14 protein-coding genes and 5 tRNA genes are annotated in these 17198 nt (G+C 34.9%); 17 read left to right on the forward strand and 2 right to left on the reverse strand.

What is annotated here, in order from left to right; translation table 11 throughout:
* Positions 1–93 precede the first annotated feature (93 nt).
* The 17 genes from Q5N74_RS17410 to Q5N74_RS17490 all read left to right on the forward strand — a co-directional run bounded on the left by Q5N74_RS17410 (position 94) and on the right by Q5N74_RS17490 (position 15165).
* Positions 94–984 (forward strand): tyrosine-type recombinase/integrase, encoded by an 891-nt coding sequence (locus Q5N74_RS17410; RefSeq protein WP_304390276.1) that lies wholly within the window; start codon positions 94–96, stop codon positions 982–984.
* A gap of 36 nt (positions 985–1020) precedes the next feature.
* Complete coding sequence (raiA, locus tag Q5N74_RS17415) at positions 1021–1323, forward strand: ribosome-associated translation inhibitor RaiA (protein ID WP_304390277.1); 303 nt, start codon at positions 1021–1023, stop codon at positions 1321–1323.
* 101 nt (positions 1324–1424) lie between these two features.
* Positions 1425–1498, forward strand: a tRNA-Thr gene (locus tag Q5N74_RS17420).
* Positions 1499–1560: 62 nt separating this feature from the next.
* Positions 1561–1642, forward strand: a tRNA-Tyr gene (locus Q5N74_RS17425).
* Between the two features lie 74 nt (positions 1643–1716).
* Positions 1717–1789, forward strand: a tRNA-Gly gene (locus Q5N74_RS17430).
* A 67-nt stretch (positions 1790–1856) separates the two neighbouring features.
* Positions 1857–1928, forward strand: a tRNA-Thr gene (locus Q5N74_RS17435).
* Between the two features lie 66 nt (positions 1929–1994).
* Positions 1995–3182, forward strand: a complete 1188-nt coding sequence (tuf, locus tag Q5N74_RS17440) for an elongation factor Tu (RefSeq protein WP_304390278.1) — start codon at positions 1995–1997, stop codon at positions 3180–3182.
* A 61-nt stretch (positions 3183–3243) separates the two neighbouring features.
* Positions 3244–3316, forward strand: a tRNA-Trp gene (locus Q5N74_RS17445).
* A 119-nt stretch (positions 3317–3435) separates the two neighbouring features.
* Positions 3436–3630 carry a preprotein translocase subunit SecE gene (gene secE / locus Q5N74_RS17450; protein ID WP_304390279.1) on the forward strand — a complete coding sequence of 65 codons (195 nt, stop codon included), beginning with the start codon at positions 3436–3438 and terminating at the stop codon, positions 3628–3630.
* Positions 3631–3639: 9 nt separating this feature from the next.
* A complete protein-coding gene (gene nusG / locus Q5N74_RS17455) occupies positions 3640–4194 on the forward strand; it encodes a transcription termination/antitermination protein NusG (RefSeq protein ID WP_304390280.1) in 555 nt (184 codons plus the stop codon).
* 74 nt (positions 4195–4268) lie between these two features.
* Positions 4269–4706 carry a 50S ribosomal protein L11 gene (gene rplK, locus Q5N74_RS17460; RefSeq protein ID WP_304390281.1) on the forward strand — a complete coding sequence of 146 codons (438 nt, stop codon included), beginning with the start codon at positions 4269–4271 and terminating at the stop codon, positions 4704–4706.
* A gap of 20 nt (positions 4707–4726) precedes the next feature.
* Positions 4727–5416: a 50S ribosomal protein L1 gene (gene rplA, locus Q5N74_RS17465; protein ID WP_304390282.1), complete on the forward strand. Its 690-nt coding sequence runs from the start codon at positions 4727–4729 to the stop codon at positions 5414–5416.
* 19 nt (positions 5417–5435) lie between these two features.
* On the forward strand, positions 5436–5957 hold the full coding sequence (gene rplJ / locus Q5N74_RS17470; RefSeq protein WP_304390283.1) for a 50S ribosomal protein L10: 522 nt from the start codon (positions 5436–5438) through the stop codon (positions 5955–5957).
* Positions 5958–6023: 66 nt separating this feature from the next.
* A complete protein-coding gene (gene rplL, locus Q5N74_RS17475) occupies positions 6024–6398 on the forward strand; it encodes a 50S ribosomal protein L7/L12 (protein WP_304390284.1) in 375 nt (124 codons plus the stop codon).
* Positions 6399–6522: 124 nt separating this feature from the next.
* Positions 6523–10335, forward strand: a complete 3813-nt coding sequence (gene rpoB, locus Q5N74_RS17480; protein WP_304390285.1) for a DNA-directed RNA polymerase subunit beta — start codon at positions 6523–6525, stop codon at positions 10333–10335.
* Between the two features lie 77 nt (positions 10336–10412).
* On the forward strand, positions 10413–14714 hold the full coding sequence (gene rpoC / locus Q5N74_RS17485) for a DNA-directed RNA polymerase subunit beta' (protein ID WP_304390286.1): 4302 nt from the start codon (positions 10413–10415) through the stop codon (positions 14712–14714).
* Between the two features lie 133 nt (positions 14715–14847).
* Positions 14848–15165, forward strand: coding sequence for a DUF3467 domain-containing protein (locus tag Q5N74_RS17490; protein ID WP_304390287.1), 318 nt, complete (start codon positions 14848–14850; stop codon positions 15163–15165).
* Positions 15166–15213: 48 nt separating this feature from the next.
* Here the strand turns inward: Q5N74_RS17490 and Q5N74_RS17495 are convergent, their stop codons facing one another.
* Complete coding sequence (locus Q5N74_RS17495; RefSeq protein WP_304390288.1) at positions 15214–15441, reverse strand: (4Fe-4S)-binding protein; 228 nt, start codon at positions 15439–15441, stop codon at positions 15214–15216.
* Between the two features lie 141 nt (positions 15442–15582).
* The gene (locus Q5N74_RS17500; RefSeq protein WP_304390289.1) at positions 15583–17172 is read right to left on the reverse strand and encodes a peptide chain release factor 3; all 1590 of its coding nucleotides are present in this window, start codon (positions 17170–17172) and stop codon (positions 15583–15585) included.
* Between the last annotated feature and the right edge of the window lie 26 nt (positions 17173–17198).

Here is a 17198-nt window from a genome sequence, read left to right on the forward strand (position 1 = left end):
ATTTAAAGGCATATAAAAGTTGCTCTATAAGGTTTAAACTTTTAACTTTAACAGTCTAAAAGTCGAGTGTTCTAAAAATCTATCTATCTAATTATGTTTTTCAAGTCGTTTACAGATTATCTTTTGCTTGAGAAAAATTATTCAGCACTTACCGTAAAAGCGTATCAAAATGATTTAGATGTTTTTTCAGCCTTTATCATTTCAGAATATCAAGAAAGTTCAATCAATCAAGTAAACTATGCTCAAATTAGAACATGGATTGTTTCTTTAGTTGATAGTGGCATGTCTAACCGGAGTATCAACAGAAAAGTTTCAGCTTTAAATACCTATTATAAGTTTCTATTAAAAACAGAAACAATAGAGACAAACCCATTAATAAAGCACAAGGCCTTAAAAACAAGTAAAAAAATCCAGATTCCTTTTTCAGAAACTGAGGTAGCTTTAGTTTTAGATCCTAGTAATTTTGAAGATGGTTTTGAAGGGATTAGAAATAAACTTATCATCGAGTTATTTTATTCAACAGGAATCCGGAGGATAGAGTTGATAGAGCTGAAGATGGTTAGCTTCAATTTACATAATAAAACGTTAAAGGTGCTCGGTAAAAGAAATAAGGAGCGCATTATTCCGTTATTAGAATCAGTAATAAGCACCCTGCATGTGTATTTGAAAGCAAGAGAAAAGCTAGAACACATTACCGATAGTGATTATTTGTTTTTAACCCAAAAAGGAGTTAAAATATACGAAACACTTGTTTACAGAATAATAAATGATTATTTTAGTAAGGCATCAACTAAAGTAAAAAAGAGTCCGCATATATTAAGGCATTCTTTTGCAACTCATTTACTTAATCAAGGTGCTGATTTAAATGCTGTTAAGGAGCTTCTTGGTCATTCAAGTTTGGCAGCAACCCAAGTTTATACTCATAATAGTATAGCAGAGTTAAAAAAAGTACATGTAAATGCACATCCAAGAAGTAAGAAATAGTATTGAACGATATTGTCTAACCAAAAAATAAAAAGAATGAAAGTAATCACCCAATCAGTAAATTTTAATGCAGACAAAAAGTTATTAGACTTTATTCAAAAACGAATGGATAAATTAGATATGTTTTATGATAAAGTTATTCAATCAGATGTTTTTTTGAAAGTTGAAAACACCAGTGGAAAAGAAAATAAGATATTTGAAGCGAAGCTAAGTGTTCCAGGTGATAGTTTTGTAGTAAAAAAGCAATGTAAAAGTTTCGAGGAAGGCGTAGATATCGCTGTTGCCTCCCTAGAAAGGCAGTTAAAAAAGCGAAAAGAAAAATTAAGAGCACATTTATGATAAAATTTCTTAAAAAATGTTTTGAATAAAAAAATAAATCTATACATTTGCAGTCCGTTAGAAATAGCGGGCTTTTTTTATGCTTAAAAAGTGTAAAATACGCCGATGTAGCTCAGCTGGCTAGAGCAGCTGATTTGTAATCAGCAGGTCGTGGGTTCGAGTCCCTCCATCGGCTCTTTGAAAAATTGAAAGTAACGTTTGAAATTTTGAATTTATATTTAGAATTTCAAGTGGTTTGGGGAGATACTCAAGCGGCCAACGAGGGCAGACTGTAAATCTGCTGACTACGTCTTCGCAGGTTCGAATCCTGCTCTCCCCACAAAATTTCTGCGTAGGCAGGAATTAGTAAATTTTGAAATATTGAAACCATACAAGTGAAAGCTTGTTGAAAATGCGAGAGTAGCTCAGTTGGTAGAGCGTCAGCCTTCCAAGCTGAATGTCGCCGGTTCGAACCCGGTCTCTCGCTCAAAAATTTACGGGTTACGAAGTGCGATATGTTATCGTAAATCAAAATCGGCAATCGTAAATGACACGCCGGTGTAGCTCAGGGGTAGAGCGTTTCCTTGGTAAGGAAGAGGTCACGAGTTCAATTCTCGTCATTGGCTCAATTTGAAATTAAAGTAGAATACACAAATATTATTATATAACTAAGATTAAATTATTTAAAAAACATGGCAAAGGCAACTTTCGATCGTTCAAAACCACACTTAAATATTGGTACAATTGGACACGTAGATCACGGTAAAACAACTTTAACTGCTGCTATTACTAAAGTATTAGCTGATGCAGGTTTATCAGAAGCGAAATCATTCGACCAGATTGATAACGCTCCAGAAGAAAAAGAAAGAGGTATCACAATTAATACTTCTCACGTAGAGTATTCAACAGCTAACCGTCATTACGCTCACGTTGACTGTCCAGGTCACGCGGATTACGTAAAGAACATGGTAACTGGTGCTGCTCAAATGGATGGTGCTATTTTAGTAGTTGCGGCTACAGATGGTCCAATGCCACAAACTCGTGAGCACATTTTATTAGGTCGTCAAGTAGGAATTCCTCGTATGGTTGTATTCATGAATAAAGTGGATATGGTTGATGATGAAGAGTTACTAGAATTAGTAGACATGGAAATTAGAGATTTATTATCTTTCTACGAATATGATGGAGATAATGGACCTGTAATCGCTGGTTCTGCTTTAGGTGCACTTAATGGTGAGCAAAAATGGGTAGATACAGTTATGCAATTAATGGAAGCTGTTGATGCTTGGATCGAAGAGCCATTAAGAGAAATTGATAAGCCATTCTTAATGCCTATCGAAGACGTATTCTCTATTACTGGTCGTGGAACTGTTGCTACAGGTCGTATCGAAACTGGTATTGCTAAAACTGGAGATCCAGTTGAAATTATTGGTATGGGTGCAGAGAAATTAAACTCTACTATTACTGGTATTGAAATGTTCCGTCAAATCCTTGATAGAGGTGAAGCTGGAGATAACGCAGGTATCCTTTTAAGAGGTATTGAGAAATCTCAAATCTCTAGAGGTATGGTTATTGTTAAGCCAGGATCTGTAACTCCACACGCTAAATTCAAAGCTGAGGTTTATATCTTGAAAAAAGAAGAAGGTGGACGTCACACTCCATTCCATAACAATTACCGTCCACAGTTCTACGTTCGTACAACGGATGTAACTGGTAACATTGCACTTCCTGATGGAGTTGAAATGGTTATGCCAGGTGACAACTTAACAATTACGGTTGAATTAATTCAATCAATTGCAATGACTGTAGGTTTACGTTTTGCAATTCGTGAAGGTGGTCGTACAGTAGGTGCTGGTCAGGTTACTGAAATTTTAGACTAAGAAGTTTAATATATATAAAGTTAAGGTATTCCGTATCTTCGGAATACCTTGACTTATGTTTACGGGCGTAGCTCAGTTGGTAGAGCACTGGTCTCCAAAACCAGGTGTCGGGAGTTCGAGTCTCTCCGCCCGTGCATAGAGAAGCTTACTTAAAAAGTAAGCTTCTTAAATAGAATTAAGAAATAAAGATTTCCCTTAAATCAATGTTGAATTGATAGACAGAAATTTTTAATCTGTTGAAAAAAACATATAAATGGCTGGAATTGTAAATTACGTAAAAGAATCATTTGGCGAACTGAAAAATAATGTGAGCTGGCCAACGTGGGCAGAAGCACAAAGTTTAACGGTGTTAGTTGCTGTATTTTCAATTATATTTTCCTTAGCAATTTGGGGAATCGATACAGTATTTAGTAAGGCGATAGCATTTTATTTTCAATTGATTAGTTAAATAAGAAATATGTCTGAGGTAAGCGAAAAAAAATGGTATGTTGTTAGGGCTGTAAGTGGTCAAGAAAATAAGATTAAAACTTATATCGAGAATGAAATATCTCGTTTAGGTTTACAAGATTATGTAGATCAAGTATTAGTTCCAACAGAGCGCGTGATTCAAATACGTAACGGAAAGAAAATACACAAAGAAAAAGTGTTTTTCCCAGGTTACATTATGGTTCAAGCAAATTTATCAGGTGAGATTCCTCATATTATCCGTTCGGTTACTAATGTAATAGGTTTTCTAGGTGAAACTAAAGGAGGAGATCCTGTACCATTAAGACAATCTGAAGTAAACAGAATGTTAGGTAAGGTGGATGAGTTATCAGTTGAAGAGAATTCAACAGTAGCGATTCCATTTACTAAAGGGGAAACTGTTAAAGTTATTGATGGACCATTTAATGGATTTGATGGAACTATCGAAAAAATAAATGAAGAAAAGCGTAAGCTAGAAGTAATGGTTAAGATTTTCGGAAGAAAAACACCATTAGAACTTAGTTATATGCAGGTTGAAAAAGTATAATAATTGTTACACTATATAAAAGATACGGTTTTTTGCTTCCAAATTAAGAAGCGTATCAACTTAAATTATTAAAAATGGCAAAAGAAATTGGTAAAGTAGTTAAGTTACAAGTTCGGGGAGGTGCTGCGAATCCGTCGCCACCGGTTGGACCCGCTTTAGGTGCTGCTGGAGTTAACATTATGGAGTTCTGTAAGCAGTTTAATGCTAGAACACAAGATAAGCCAGGTAAAGTATTACCTGTGGTTATTACAGTTTACAAAGACAAATCATTCGACTTTGTAATTAAAACTCCTCCAGCTGCAGTACAATTATTAGAAGCGGCCAAGTTAAAGAGTGGTTCGGGAGAACCAAACCGAAAAAAAGTAGCTAAAGTTTCATGGGATCAGATCAAAACTATAGCAGAAGATAAAATGGTAGATTTAAATGCATTTACTATTGAATCTGCTATGAGAATGATAGCTGGTACCGCAAGGTCAATGGGTATAACCGTGACTGGAAACGCACCAAATTAATCTATTAAAGACATTAAGAAATGGCAAGATTAACAAAAAAGCAAAAAGAAGCTTTAGCAAAAATTGAAAAAGGGAGAGTTTACTCTCTTAATGAAGCATCAGCATTAGTAAAAGAAATTACTAATACTAAGTTTGATGCATCAGTAGACATTGCAGTACGTTTAGGAGTAGATCCTCGTAAAGCAAACCAGATGGTAAGAGGTGTTGTTTCACTTCCTCACGGTACTGGTAAAGACATGAAAGTATTAGCATTAGTAACTCCAGACAAAGAAGCGGAAGCTAGAGAAGCTGGGGCAGATTACGTAGGTTTAGATGAGTATCTTGAGAAAATCAAGAACGGTTGGACTGATGTAGACGTTATTATTACTATGCCAAGTGTAATGGGTAAATTAGGTCCTTTAGGACGTGTATTAGGTCCTCGTGGTTTAATGCCTAACCCAAAAACTGGTACAGTAACAATGGATGTTGCTAAAGCGGTAACTGAAGTGAAAGCTGGTAAAATTGACTTTAAAGTTGATAAAACAGGTATCGTTCACGCTGCTATAGGAAAAGCATCTTTTAGTGCTGATAAAATTGCAGGTAATGCAAATGAATTATTAACAACATTAATGAAACTAAAACCGACAACTGCAAAGGGAATTTATGTGAAAAGCATATTTTTATCTTCAACGATGAGCCCAAGTATTGCTGTTGATCCTAAAATTGGTTAATTAAGTTAAACTTATTATTATGACAAGAGAAGAAAAATCATTAGTAATTGAGGAGTTAACTGCAGAACTAGCCAATAATGCTAATATTTATGTAGCAGATATTTCAGGATTAAATGCATCAACAACCTCAGATTTACGTCGTGCTTGTTTTAAAGCAAACGTAAAGTTAGCAGTAGTTAAAAATACATTACTTGAAAAAGCAATGGAAGCATCTGAAAGAGATTTCGGAAACCTTCCTACTATTTTAAAAGGAAATACATCTGTGATGTATTCTGAAACAGGTAACGTACCAGCTAAGTTAATAAAAACCTTCCGTAAAAAATCAAACAAACCTTTATTAAAAGGAGCGTTTATTGAGGAATGCGTTTATATTGGCGACGATCAATTAGACATGTTAGTTGATATCAAGTCTAAAGAAGAGTTATTAGGAGAGATTGTAGGTTTACTACAGTCACCTGCTAAAAACGTTATATCGGCACTTAAATCAAGTGGTGGTAAACTAGCTGGCATATTAAAAACACTATCTGAAAAAGAAGGATAGTATTAGACAAGTACGCACTATATTACAATTATATTACAATTAAAAATTTATTAAAAACGATAGAAAATGGCAGATTTAAAAGATTTCGCAGAACAATTAGTTAACCTTACTGTAAAAGAAGTAAATGAGTTAGCAACTATATTAAAAGATGAGTATGGTATCGAGCCTGCTGCTGCTGCTGCAGTTGCTGTTGCTGGTCCTGCTGCTGGTGGTGAAGCTGAAGAAGCTCAAACTGAATTCACAGTTGTATTAAAAGCTGCTGGATCATCTAAATTAGCAGTTGTAAAATTAGTTAAGGAATTAACTGGTTTAGGATTGAAAGAAGCTAAGGAATTAGTTGATGGATCTCCAAGCAATGTTAAAGAAGGCGTTTCTAAAGATGAAGCTGAGGCTTTAAAAGCATCTTTAGAGGAAGCTGGAGCAGAGGTTGAGCTTAAGTAAGCTTAACAACCAAACAACATAAAGGTTTAGGTCTGAAGTTTACCTTCAAGACCTAAACCATTTTGCGTATATAAGAATTAGATACGCCATAACTATTATTTTTTAATCAAAATTCCGTCCATTGATGTTATCAACACAAGCTGAAAGATTAAATTTCTCGTCTATTGTTAATAGAACAGAGTATCCAGATTTCTTGGATATTCAGATTAAATCCTTCCAGGATTTTTTCCAATTAGAAACAAAGTCTGAAGAAAGAGGCGATGAAGGTTTATATAATACCTTCATGGAGAACTTTCCAATAACTGATTCACGTAATCAATTTGTTTTAGAATTTTTAGATTACTTCGTAGATCCACCACGTTATGCTATTGACGAGTGTATTGAAAGAGGTCTTACTTACAGTGTTCCGCTTAAAGCAAGGTTAAAGTTATATTGTACAGACCCTGAACATGAGGATTTCGAAACCATTGTTCAAGATGTGTACTTAGGAACGATACCTTACATGACTCCAAGTGGTACTTTTTGTATCAATGGTGCAGAACGTGTAGTAGTATCTCAGTTACACCGTTCACCGGGGGTGTTCTTTGGGCAATCTTTCCATGCAAATGGAACTAAATTATATTCAGCAAGGGTTATTCCTTTTAAAGGATCTTGGATTGAATTCGCTACAGATATTAACCAGGTAATGTATGCGTACATTGATAGAAAGAAGAAGTTACCTGTTACCACGTTGTTCAGAGCTATCGGTTTTGAGCGTGATAAAGATATCTTAGAGATTTTCGATTTAGCTGAAGAAATTAAAGTATCTAAAACTGGATTAAAAAAATATCAGGGACGTAAATTAGCAGCACGTGTACTTAACACATGGCATGAGGATTTTGTTGATGAAGATACAGGTGAAGTAGTATCTATCGAGCGTAATGAAATTATTCTTGATCGTGATACTATCTTAGATAAAGATAATATTGAAGAAATTATCGATGCTGATGTGAAGGCGATTCTTTTACACAAAGAAAGCGCTGAACAAGGTGATTATGCTATTATTCATAATACACTTCAAAAAGATCCAACAAACTCTGAAAAAGAGGCTGTTGAGCATATTTATAGACAATTACGTAATGCTGAGCCGCCAGATGAGGAAACTGCACGTGGAATAATTGATAAATTATTCTTTAGTGATCAACGTTACTCTTTAGGTGAAGTTGGGCGTTACAGAATGAATAAAAAATTAGGTCTTAATATCGAGATGGATAAGCAAGTGCTTACTAAAGAAGATATTATTACTATCATAAAATATTTAATCGAGCTTATCAACTCTAAAGCTGAGATTGATGATATTGATCACTTATCTAACCGTCGTGTACGTACAGTTGGTGAGCAATTATCTCAACAATTTGGTGTTGGTTTAGCACGTATGGCACGTACTATTCGTGAGCGTATGAACGTTCGTGATAACGAGGTATTTACACCAATCGACTTAATTAATGCTAAGACCTTATCGTCTGTAATTAATTCATTTTTTGGTACTAACCAGTTGTCTCAGTTCATGGATCAAACGAATCCACTTGCTGAAATTACACATAAACGTCGTTTATCTGCACTAGGACCAGGTGGTTTATCTCGTGAAAGAGCAGGTTTCGAAGTACGTGATGTTCACTATACACACTACGGTCGTTTATGTCCTATTGAAACTCCTGAGGGACCAAATATTGGTTTAATTTCATCACTTTCAGTATTTGCTAAGGTGAATGGAATGGGCTTTATTGAAACACCTTACCGTCCAGTAACAGACGGGGTTGTGAATATTAAAGACACACCAATTTATTTAAGTGCTGAAGAAGAAGAAGGTAAATTAATCGCTCAAGCAACTGTTAAAGTTGATGGAGAAGGTAAGATATTACATGAAAAGGTAATTGCACGTATGGAAGGTGACTTTCCTGTTATAGACCCAACAAGTCTACATTATACAGATGTTGCACCAAATCAAATTTCATCTATTTCGGCTTCGTTAATTCCGTTCTTAGAACATGATGATGCGAATAGAGCCTTGATGGGATCTAACATGATGCGTCAAGCCGTACCATTGTTATTACCTCAAGCTCCTATTGTAGGAACAGGTTTAGAACGTCAAGTAGCATCAGATTCTCGTGTATTAATTAATGCAGAGGGAAGTGGTGAAGTACTTTATGTGGATGCGAATGAAATTCAAATTAGATACGATCGTACTGAAGATGATGCTAAAGTAAGTTTTGATAGTGATGTTAAAACATACCAGTTAATCAAATTTAGAAAAACGAATCAAGGTACTTCTATCAACTTAAAACCAATTGTGGTTAAAGGTGATAAAGTAGTTAAAGGACAAGTTTTATGTGAAGGCTATGCAACTCAAAAAGGAGAATTAGCATTAGGTAGAAACATGAAAGTGGCCTTCATGCCTTGGAAAGGGTATAACTTTGAGGATGCAATTGTAATTTCTGAAAAAGTTGTACGTGAAGATATTTTCACATCTATACATATTGATGAGTATTCATTAGAAGTTAGAGATACTAAATTAGGTAACGAAGAGTTAACTAATGATATTCCTAACGTTTCTGAAGAAGCTACTAAAGATTTAGATGAAAATGGAATGATTAGAATTGGTGCAGAGGTTAAACCTGGCGATATTCTTATCGGTAAGATTACTCCAAAAGGAGAGTCTGATCCAACTCCAGAAGAAAAATTATTACGTGCTATCTTTGGTGATAAAGCAGGCGATGTTAAAGATGCCTCTTTAAAAGCGTCACCATCTTTAAACGGTGTTGTTATTGAGAAAAAATTATTCTCGAGAGCTGTAAAAGATAAACGTAAGAGAGCACAAGATAAAGATGATATTATAGCATTAGAAGCTATTTACGATAGAAAATTTGATGATTTAAAAGAAGTTTTAATCGAAAAATTATTCAACATTGTAAACGGTAAAACTGCTCAAGGTATTTTTAATGATTTAGGTGAAGAAGTATTACCAAAAGGTAAAAAATTCACTCAAAAAATGTTAAATGCTGTTGATGATTATGCACATTTAGTGTCTGGAAAATGGACAACAGATGAGCATACAAACCAATTAGTTGCCGATTTAATACATAACTACAAAATTAAAGAAAATGACTTACAAGGGTCTTTAAGACGTGAGAAGTTCACTATTTCTGTAGGAGATGAGTTACCAGCAGGTATTATTAAATTAGCTAAAGTTTATATTGCTAAAAAACGTAAACTTAAAGTTGGTGATAAAATGGCAGGACGTCACGGTAACAAAGGTATTGTTGCTCGTATCGTTCGTCAAGAAGATATGCCTTTCTTAGAAGACGGAACACCAGTTGATATTGTATTAAATCCACTTGGGGTACCATCTCGTATGAATATTGGTCAAATTTATGAAACGGTTCTTGGTTGGGCTGGTCAAAAATTAGGTCGCACGTATGCAACACCTATTTTTGATGGAGCAACTATCGATCAAATTAATGAATTGACTGATGAAGCAGGAATTCCAAGATACGGACATACCTATTTATATGACGGTGGAACTGGTCAACGTTTTGACCAACCAGCTACTGTAGGAGTTATCTATATGTTGAAATTAGGACATATGGTTGATGATAAAATGCACGCACGTTCTATCGGGCCGTACTCATTAATTACACAACAACCTCTTGGTGGTAAAGCACAATTTGGTGGTCAACGTTTTGGTGAGATGGAGGTTTGGGCGCTAGAGGCTTATGGAGCTTCAGCCACTTTACGTGAAATCTTAACTGTAAAATCTGATGATGTTATTGGTAGAGCTAAAACTTACGAAGCAATCGTAAAAGGCGAACCAATGCCAGATCCAGGTTTACCAGAGTCATTCAATGTATTAATGCACGAACTTAAAGGTTTGGGCTTAGATATTAGATTAGAAGAATAAAAAAGTATACAGTGGCAGTATTCAGTTTCCATTACGAGAAACTGAATACTGAGACTGAAACTGAATACTAGAAGAACATGGCAAGAAAACAAGATAAGAATACAGTAAGGAGATTTAATAAAATCTCAATTGGTTTGGCATCACCAGAGTCTATTTTAGCAGAGTCTAGAGGTGAAGTTTTAAAACCAGAAACTATCAATTATCGAACCCACAAACCAGAAAGAGATGGTTTGTTCTGTGAGCGTATTTTTGGTCCTGTAAAGGATTATGAATGTGCTTGTGGTAAATATAAAAGAATTCGCTACAAAGGTATTGTTTGTGACCGTTGTGGTGTTGAAGTAACCGAAAAGAAAGTACGTCGTGACCGTGTAGGACACATCAATTTAGTGGTGCCTGTTGCTCATATCTGGTATTTCCGTTCGTTACCAAATAAAATAGGTTATTTATTAGGCTTACCATCTAAGAAATTAGATATGATTATTTACTACGAACGTTATGTAGTAATTCAACCAGGTAATGCTAAAAATGAAGAAGGTGAACCAATTCAAAAAATGGACTTCTTAACAGAAGAAGAATATTTGAATATACTTGAAGCTCTTCCTCAAGATAACCAATACTTAGATGATAATGATCCAAACAAGTTCCTTGCTAAGATGGGAGCTGAATGTTTAATCGAATTATTATCTAGAATTGATTTAGAGGCTTTATCATATGAATTACGTCATAAAGCAAATACTGAAACGTCTAAACAACGTAAAACAGAAGCTTTAAAACGTTTACAAGTTGTGGAGTCTTTAAAAGAATCTAACAATAACCGTGAAAATCGTCCAGAATGGATGATTATGAAGGTAATTCCAATTATCCCACCAGAATTACGTCCGTTAGTGCCGTTAGATGGTGGTCGTTTTGCAACGTCTGATTTAAATGATTTATACCGTCGTGTAATTATCCGTAACAACCGTCTTAAAAGATTGGTTGAGATAAAAGCACCAGAAGTAATTTTACGTAATGAAAAACGTATGCTACAAGAATCTGTAGATTCGTTATTTGATAATACACGTAAATCTTCAGCGGTTAAAACAGATTCTAACAGACCGTTAAAATCATTATCAGATTCATTAAAAGGTAAGCAAGGACGTTTCCGTCAAAATTTACTTGGTAAGCGTGTGGATTATTCAGCACGTTCGGTAATTGTTGTTGGACCTGAATTAAAATTACATGAATGTGGATTGCCAAAAAATATGGCAGCAGAACTTTACAAGCCTTTCGTAATTAGAAAACTAATTGAAAGAGGTATTGTAAAAACTGTAAAATCTGCAAAGAAAATTATAGACAAAAGAGAACCTGTGGTTTGGGATATCTTGGAGAACGTTCTTAAAGGACATCCAGTATTACTAAACCGTGCTCCTACGTTACACAGATTGGGTATTCAAGCGTTTCAACCTAAATTAATTGAGGGTAAAGCGATTCAATTACACCCTTTAGTTTGTACGGCGTTTAATGCGGATTTTGATGGTGACCAGATGGCAGTACATTTACCATTAGGTCCAGAAGCTATTTTGGAGTGTCAATTATTAATGTTGGCATCACACAATATCTTAAATCCTGCAAATGGTTCTCCTGTAACTGTACCTTCTCAAGATATGGTACTTGGTCTTTACTACATGACCAAACTACGTAAATCGACTCCAGAAGTAAAAGTACAAGGTGAAGGTTTAACCTTTTATGCACCAGAAGAAGTTGAAATCGCTTTTAACGAAAAGAGAGTAGACTTAAATGCAGGTATAAAAGTTAGAACATTAGATATTAATGAAGATGGTAAATTAGCACCAACTATTATTGAAACTACTGTTGGACGTGTACTATTTAATCAAAAAGTACCTCAAGCAGCTGGTTACATTAATGAAGTTCTTACTAAAAAATCATTAAGAGATATCATTGGTGATATATTAAAATATACATCAGTTCCTGAAACTGCAGACTTCCTAGATGAGATTAGAACATTAGGATTTATGTTTGCATTCCAAGGTGGTTTATCATTTAGTTTAGGTGATATTATTATTCCGCCAGAGAAACAAGGAATGATTGATAAAGCAAATACTTTAGTTGATGGTATTATGGGTAACTATAATATGGGACTTATTACCAACAACGAACGTTATAACCAAGTTATTGATATTTGGACTTCTACAAATGCGGAATTGACTGAATTGTCTATGAAACGTATTCGTGAAGATCAACAAGGATTTAACTCGGTGTTTATGATGCTTGATTCTGGTGCGCGTGGTTCGAAAGAACAGATCCGTCAGTTAACAGGTATGCGTGGATTAATGGCGAAACCTAAAAAATCGACTGCAGGTGGTGGTGAGATTATTGAGAATCCAATTCTTTCTAACTTTAAAGAAGGATTATCAATTTTAGAATACTTTATCTCAACTCACGGTGCTCGTAAAGGTCTTGCGGATACGGCTCTTAAAACGGCCGATGCTGGTTACTTAACCCGTCGTCTAGTAGATGTTTCACAAGATGTTATTATTAACACAGAAGATTGTGGTACATTAAGAGGAGTAGAAGTAGAGCCATTAAAGAAAAATGATGAAGTTGTAGAAACTCTAGAGGAAAGAATTGTTGGACGTGTAGCGTTGAATGATGTTTACGATCCTTTAACTGATAATTTATTAGTAGCTTCAGGACAATTAATTGAAGATCATATTGCTAAAGCAATACAAAACTCTCCAATTGATAGTTTAGAAGTACGTTCTGCATTAACATGTGAGGCATTACAAGGTATTTGTGCTAAATGTTACGGTCGTAACCTAGCTACAGGTAAAATGGTGCAACGTGGTGAAGCTGTAGGTGTAGTTGCTGCACAATCTATTGGTGAACCGGGTACACAGTTAACACTTCGTACATTCCACGTAGGTGGTATTGCAGGTAACATTTCAGAAGAGAATAAATTAGCAGTTAAATTTAACGGTATAGCCGAAATTGAAGATTTAAAAACTGTTAAAGGTAAAGATAAAGAAGGAAATGATATTGATATTATTATTTCACGTACATCTGAACTTAAATTAGTTGATAAGAAAACAGGCATTACTCTAAGCACGAATAATATTCCTTATGGTTCTACTTTATTAATTAAAGACGGTCAAGAATTACAAAGAGGCGATGTAGTTTGTTCTTGGGATCCATATAACGGTGTTATTATTTCAGAATTTGCTGGAAAAATTAAGTACGAAAACATCGAACAGGGTATTACTTACCAAGTAGAGATTGATGAGCAAACTGGTTTCCAAGAGAAAGTAATTTCTGAATCTAGAAACAAGAAGTTAATTCCAACACTTCATATTGAAGATGCTAGCGGAGAAACGATTCGTTCTTACAACTTACCAGTTGGATCTCACTTAATGATTAACGACGGAGAGAAAATTAGCGTTGGTAAGATTTTAGTTAAGATACCTCGTAAATCTGCTAAGGCGGGTGATATTACAGGAGGTTTACCGCGTGTAACCGAGTTGTTTGAAGCACGTAACCCTTCTAATCCTGCTGTTGTAAGTGAGATTGATGGTGTTGTTTCTTTCGGAAAAATTAAACGTGGTAACCGTGAGATTGTTATTGAATCTAAGTTAGGTGAAGTTAAAAAATACTTGGTTAAACTATCGAATCAAATTCTTGTTCAAGAAAATGATTACGTTAAAGCATGTATGCCTTTATCAGACGGTTCTATAACACCAAACGATATTTTGAATATTAAAGGCCCATCAGCAGTACAACAATACTTGGTAAACGAAGTACAAGAAGTTTATCGTTTACAAGGTGTGAAAATTAATGATAAGCACTTTGAGGTTGTTGTAAGACAGATGATGCGTAAAGTACAAATTATCGATTCTGGTGATACTCTTTTCTTAGAAGATCAATTAGCACATAAAGATGACTTTATCCAAGAAAATGATGCCATTTTCGGATTAAAAGTTGTTGAAGATGCAGGAGATTCTTCAAACCTTAAAGCAGGTCAAATAGTTTCGGCTCGTGATTTAAGAGATGAGAATTCAATTTTAAGAAGAGAAGATAAAAATCTTGTTACTGCAAGAGAAGCGAAACCAGCAACGGCAACGCCAATCTTACAAGGTATTACAAGAGCGTCACTTCAAACAAAATCGTTTATATCGGCAGCATCTTTCCAAGAAACAACTAAAGTACTTAACGAAGCAGCAGTAGCTGGTAAAGTTGATAGTTTAGAAGGCTTGAAAGAAAATGTAATTGTTGGTCATAGAATTCCAGCAGGTACAGGAATGCGTAAGTATACTGATATTATTGTAGGCTCTAAAGAAGAGTTTGATGAAATGATGCAAGTAAAGCAAGAATTAAATTATAATTAATTAGATAGTTCTGCAACATCATAAATTCAGAATACATTACTATGTATATGAACGTGAGAGGTAGAAGTATATAAAAATAAAAGCCTTCATGTTAAATCAACTTGAAGGCTTTTTAATTTAAAATATTAAGATTATGTCAGACGAAAATGAAAACCCAAAACCAGGGCAAATTAATATAGAGTTGGATGAGCAGGTAGCTGAAGGAATTTATTCAAACTTAGCCATCATAAACCACTCGGTATCAGAATTTGTTGTAGATTTTGTGAGCATTATGCCAGGGGTACCTAAAAGTAAGGTGAAGTCTAGAATTATATTAACACCACAGCATGCTAAGCGATTGCTTAAAGCTTTAGGTGAAAATGTATCTAGGTTTGAAAATGCGCATGGTGAAATTAAAGATTATGAGCAACCACCAATGCCTTTGAATTTTGGACCAACTGGTCAAGCTTAATAAAAAAAGCCTTTGATTTTTATAAATCAAAGGCTTTTTTTATGCTTTCTAAGCAACTTTTTTATTGGGGTAAAATTTAAGAGCTCCCGAAGGGCATTTTTTTACTTGACTGATTATTTTATCTGTAGATGCAGCGTCTAGGTTAATCCATGGAATTACAGAGTTTCTAAAAACATCTGAAAGTTCTCTAGCACAACGTTCGGCATGTATACATACACAAGGATCGAAGGTTACAGTTATATCTTCATTGGTGAAATAAGTAGCATTTGTTTCCATGAGTAGAGTGTTTTGGGGTTATTATTCTACATTAAAGTTAGTTTACATAAAACTCGATTTTGATCGGGATTCGATTAAATGTACTAAACTTTAGGTGAAATGCACTTTTTTTGCGATAAATTAGATTAACTGTCCTTTTTATTAAGCGAATTCTGACGTAAAATGGAATTTTATGCTTGGATAGGTCTGTTGAGTCATTTGTAACGAGAAAGACGAGTCGGCTAAAAACACTAACTGGTTTTGTTTGTCTTTAGCTAAATAGCGCTGTTTTACACGTATAAACTCTTTGTACTCATCCGTCTTAGAATTAATAGGGTCTACCCAGCAGGCTTTAAATACATTTAAGTTTTCATAGGTACACTTGGCACCATATTCGTGTTCTAAACGGTATTGTATAACCTCGTACTGCAGCGCACCTACAGTTCCAATAACTTTTCTACCATTAAGTTCTAGTGTAAATAATTGGGCAACACCTTCATCCATTAATTGGTCTATACCTTTGTATAATTGTTTAGATTTTAATGGGTCGGCATTATTAATGTATCTAAAGTGTTCTGGTGAAAAACTTGGTATGCCTTTATAGTTAATGTTTTCACCTTCGGTTAAAGTATCTCCAATTTTAAAATTACCGGTATCGTGTAAACCAACAATATCACCTGGGTATGAAATATCTACAATCTCTTTCTTTTCAGCAAAAAAGGCATTCGGACTTGAGAATTTTAGTTTTTTACCATTTCTAACATGTAAATACGGCTTGTTTCTTTCAAAAGTACCAGAAACGATTTTAATAAACGCTAGTCTATCACGATGGTTGGGATCCATATTGGCATGTATTTTAAATACAAAGCCTGTAAACTTCTCCTCATTAGGCTCTACTAAGCGCTCTTCACTTTGTTTTGGGCGTGGTTTTGGGGCAATGTCTATAAAACAATCCAATAGTTCACGAACTCCAAAATTATTTAAGGCCGAACCAAAAAATACGGGTTGTAAATTTCCGTCCAAATAGGCTTGTTTATCAAACTCTGGATAAATACCTTCAACCAATTCTATTTCTTCACGTAATTCTTTGGCAGCTGTGTCACCAATAAGTTTGTTTAATTCTGGTGCGTCTAAATTTGAAATTTCAATAGTTTCCTCAATATCTTTTCGACTATCACCACTAAACAAGTTAATGTTCTTCTCCCAAATATTATAAATACCTTTAAAATCGTATCCCATGCCTATAGGGAAACTTAAAGGCACCACTTTTAAACCTAGTTTTTGTTCAATTTCATCTAATAAATCGAAAGCATCTTTACCTTCTCTATCCATTTTATTGATGAAAACAATCATCGGGATATTACGCATGCGGCACACCTCAACTAATTTCTCTGTTTGTTCCTCAACCCCTTTGGCAACATCAACAACAACGATAACACTATCAACAGCGGTAAGGGTTCTAAAAGTATCTTCAGCAAAATCTTTGTGACCTGGCGTATCTAGAATATTAATTTTGGTTCCGTTATATTCAAAAGCTAATACAGAGGTTGCAACCGAGATTCCACGTTGGCGTTCAATCTCCATAAAGTCACTGGTTGCACCTTTCTTTATTTTATTACTTTTTACAGCACCTGCTTCTTGAATAGCACCTCCAAAAAGAAGTAACTTTTCCGTTAAGGTTGTTTTTCCTGCATCAGGATGTGAAATGATACCAAAGGTTCTGCGTCTATTTATTTCACTTTTAAAACTCATTGCTGCGTATTTTATATTAAGGAGGT

The organism is Mariniflexile sp. AS56, from assembly GCF_030552475.1.
Classification (GTDB): Bacteria; Bacteroidota; Bacteroidia; order Flavobacteriales; family Flavobacteriaceae; genus Mariniflexile.

What these genes read in the sequence shown, in the direction of transcription:
- rpoB (WP_304390285.1), top strand. Translation starts at nt 6,523, where the DNA reads ATGTTATCAACACAAGCTGAAAGATTAAATTTCTCGTCTATTGTTAAT.
- rplA (WP_304390282.1), top strand. Translation starts at nt 4,727, where the DNA reads ATGGCAAGATTAACAAAAAAGCAAAAAGAAGCTTTAGCAAAAATTGAA.
- rplL (WP_304390284.1), top strand. Translation starts at nt 6,024, where the DNA reads ATGGCAGATTTAAAAGATTTCGCAGAACAATTAGTTAACCTTACTGTA.
- secE (WP_304390279.1), top strand. Translation starts at nt 3,436, where the DNA reads ATGGCTGGAATTGTAAATTACGTAAAAGAATCATTTGGCGAACTGAAA.
- Q5N74_RS17410 (WP_304390276.1), top strand. Translation starts at nt 94, where the DNA reads ATGTTTTTCAAGTCGTTTACAGATTATCTTTTGCTTGAGAAAAATTAT.
- rpoC (WP_304390286.1), top strand. Translation starts at nt 10,413, where the DNA reads ATGGCAAGAAAACAAGATAAGAATACAGTAAGGAGATTTAATAAAATC.
- rplJ (WP_304390283.1), top strand. Translation starts at nt 5,436, where the DNA reads ATGACAAGAGAAGAAAAATCATTAGTAATTGAGGAGTTAACTGCAGAA.
- Q5N74_RS17490 (WP_304390287.1), top strand. Translation starts at nt 14,848, where the DNA reads ATGTCAGACGAAAATGAAAACCCAAAACCAGGGCAAATTAATATAGAG.
- Q5N74_RS17495 (WP_304390288.1), bottom strand. Translation starts at nt 15,441, where the DNA reads ATGGAAACAAATGCTACTTATTTCACCAATGAAGATATAACTGTAACC.
- Q5N74_RS17500 (WP_304390289.1), bottom strand. Translation starts at nt 17,172, where the DNA reads ATGAGTTTTAAAAGTGAAATAAATAGACGCAGAACCTTTGGTATCATT.
- rplK (WP_304390281.1), top strand. Translation starts at nt 4,269, where the DNA reads ATGGCAAAAGAAATTGGTAAAGTAGTTAAGTTACAAGTTCGGGGAGGT.
- raiA (WP_304390277.1), top strand. Translation starts at nt 1,021, where the DNA reads ATGAAAGTAATCACCCAATCAGTAAATTTTAATGCAGACAAAAAGTTA.
- tuf (WP_304390278.1), top strand. Translation starts at nt 1,995, where the DNA reads ATGGCAAAGGCAACTTTCGATCGTTCAAAACCACACTTAAATATTGGT.
- nusG (WP_304390280.1), top strand. Translation starts at nt 3,640, where the DNA reads ATGTCTGAGGTAAGCGAAAAAAAATGGTATGTTGTTAGGGCTGTAAGT.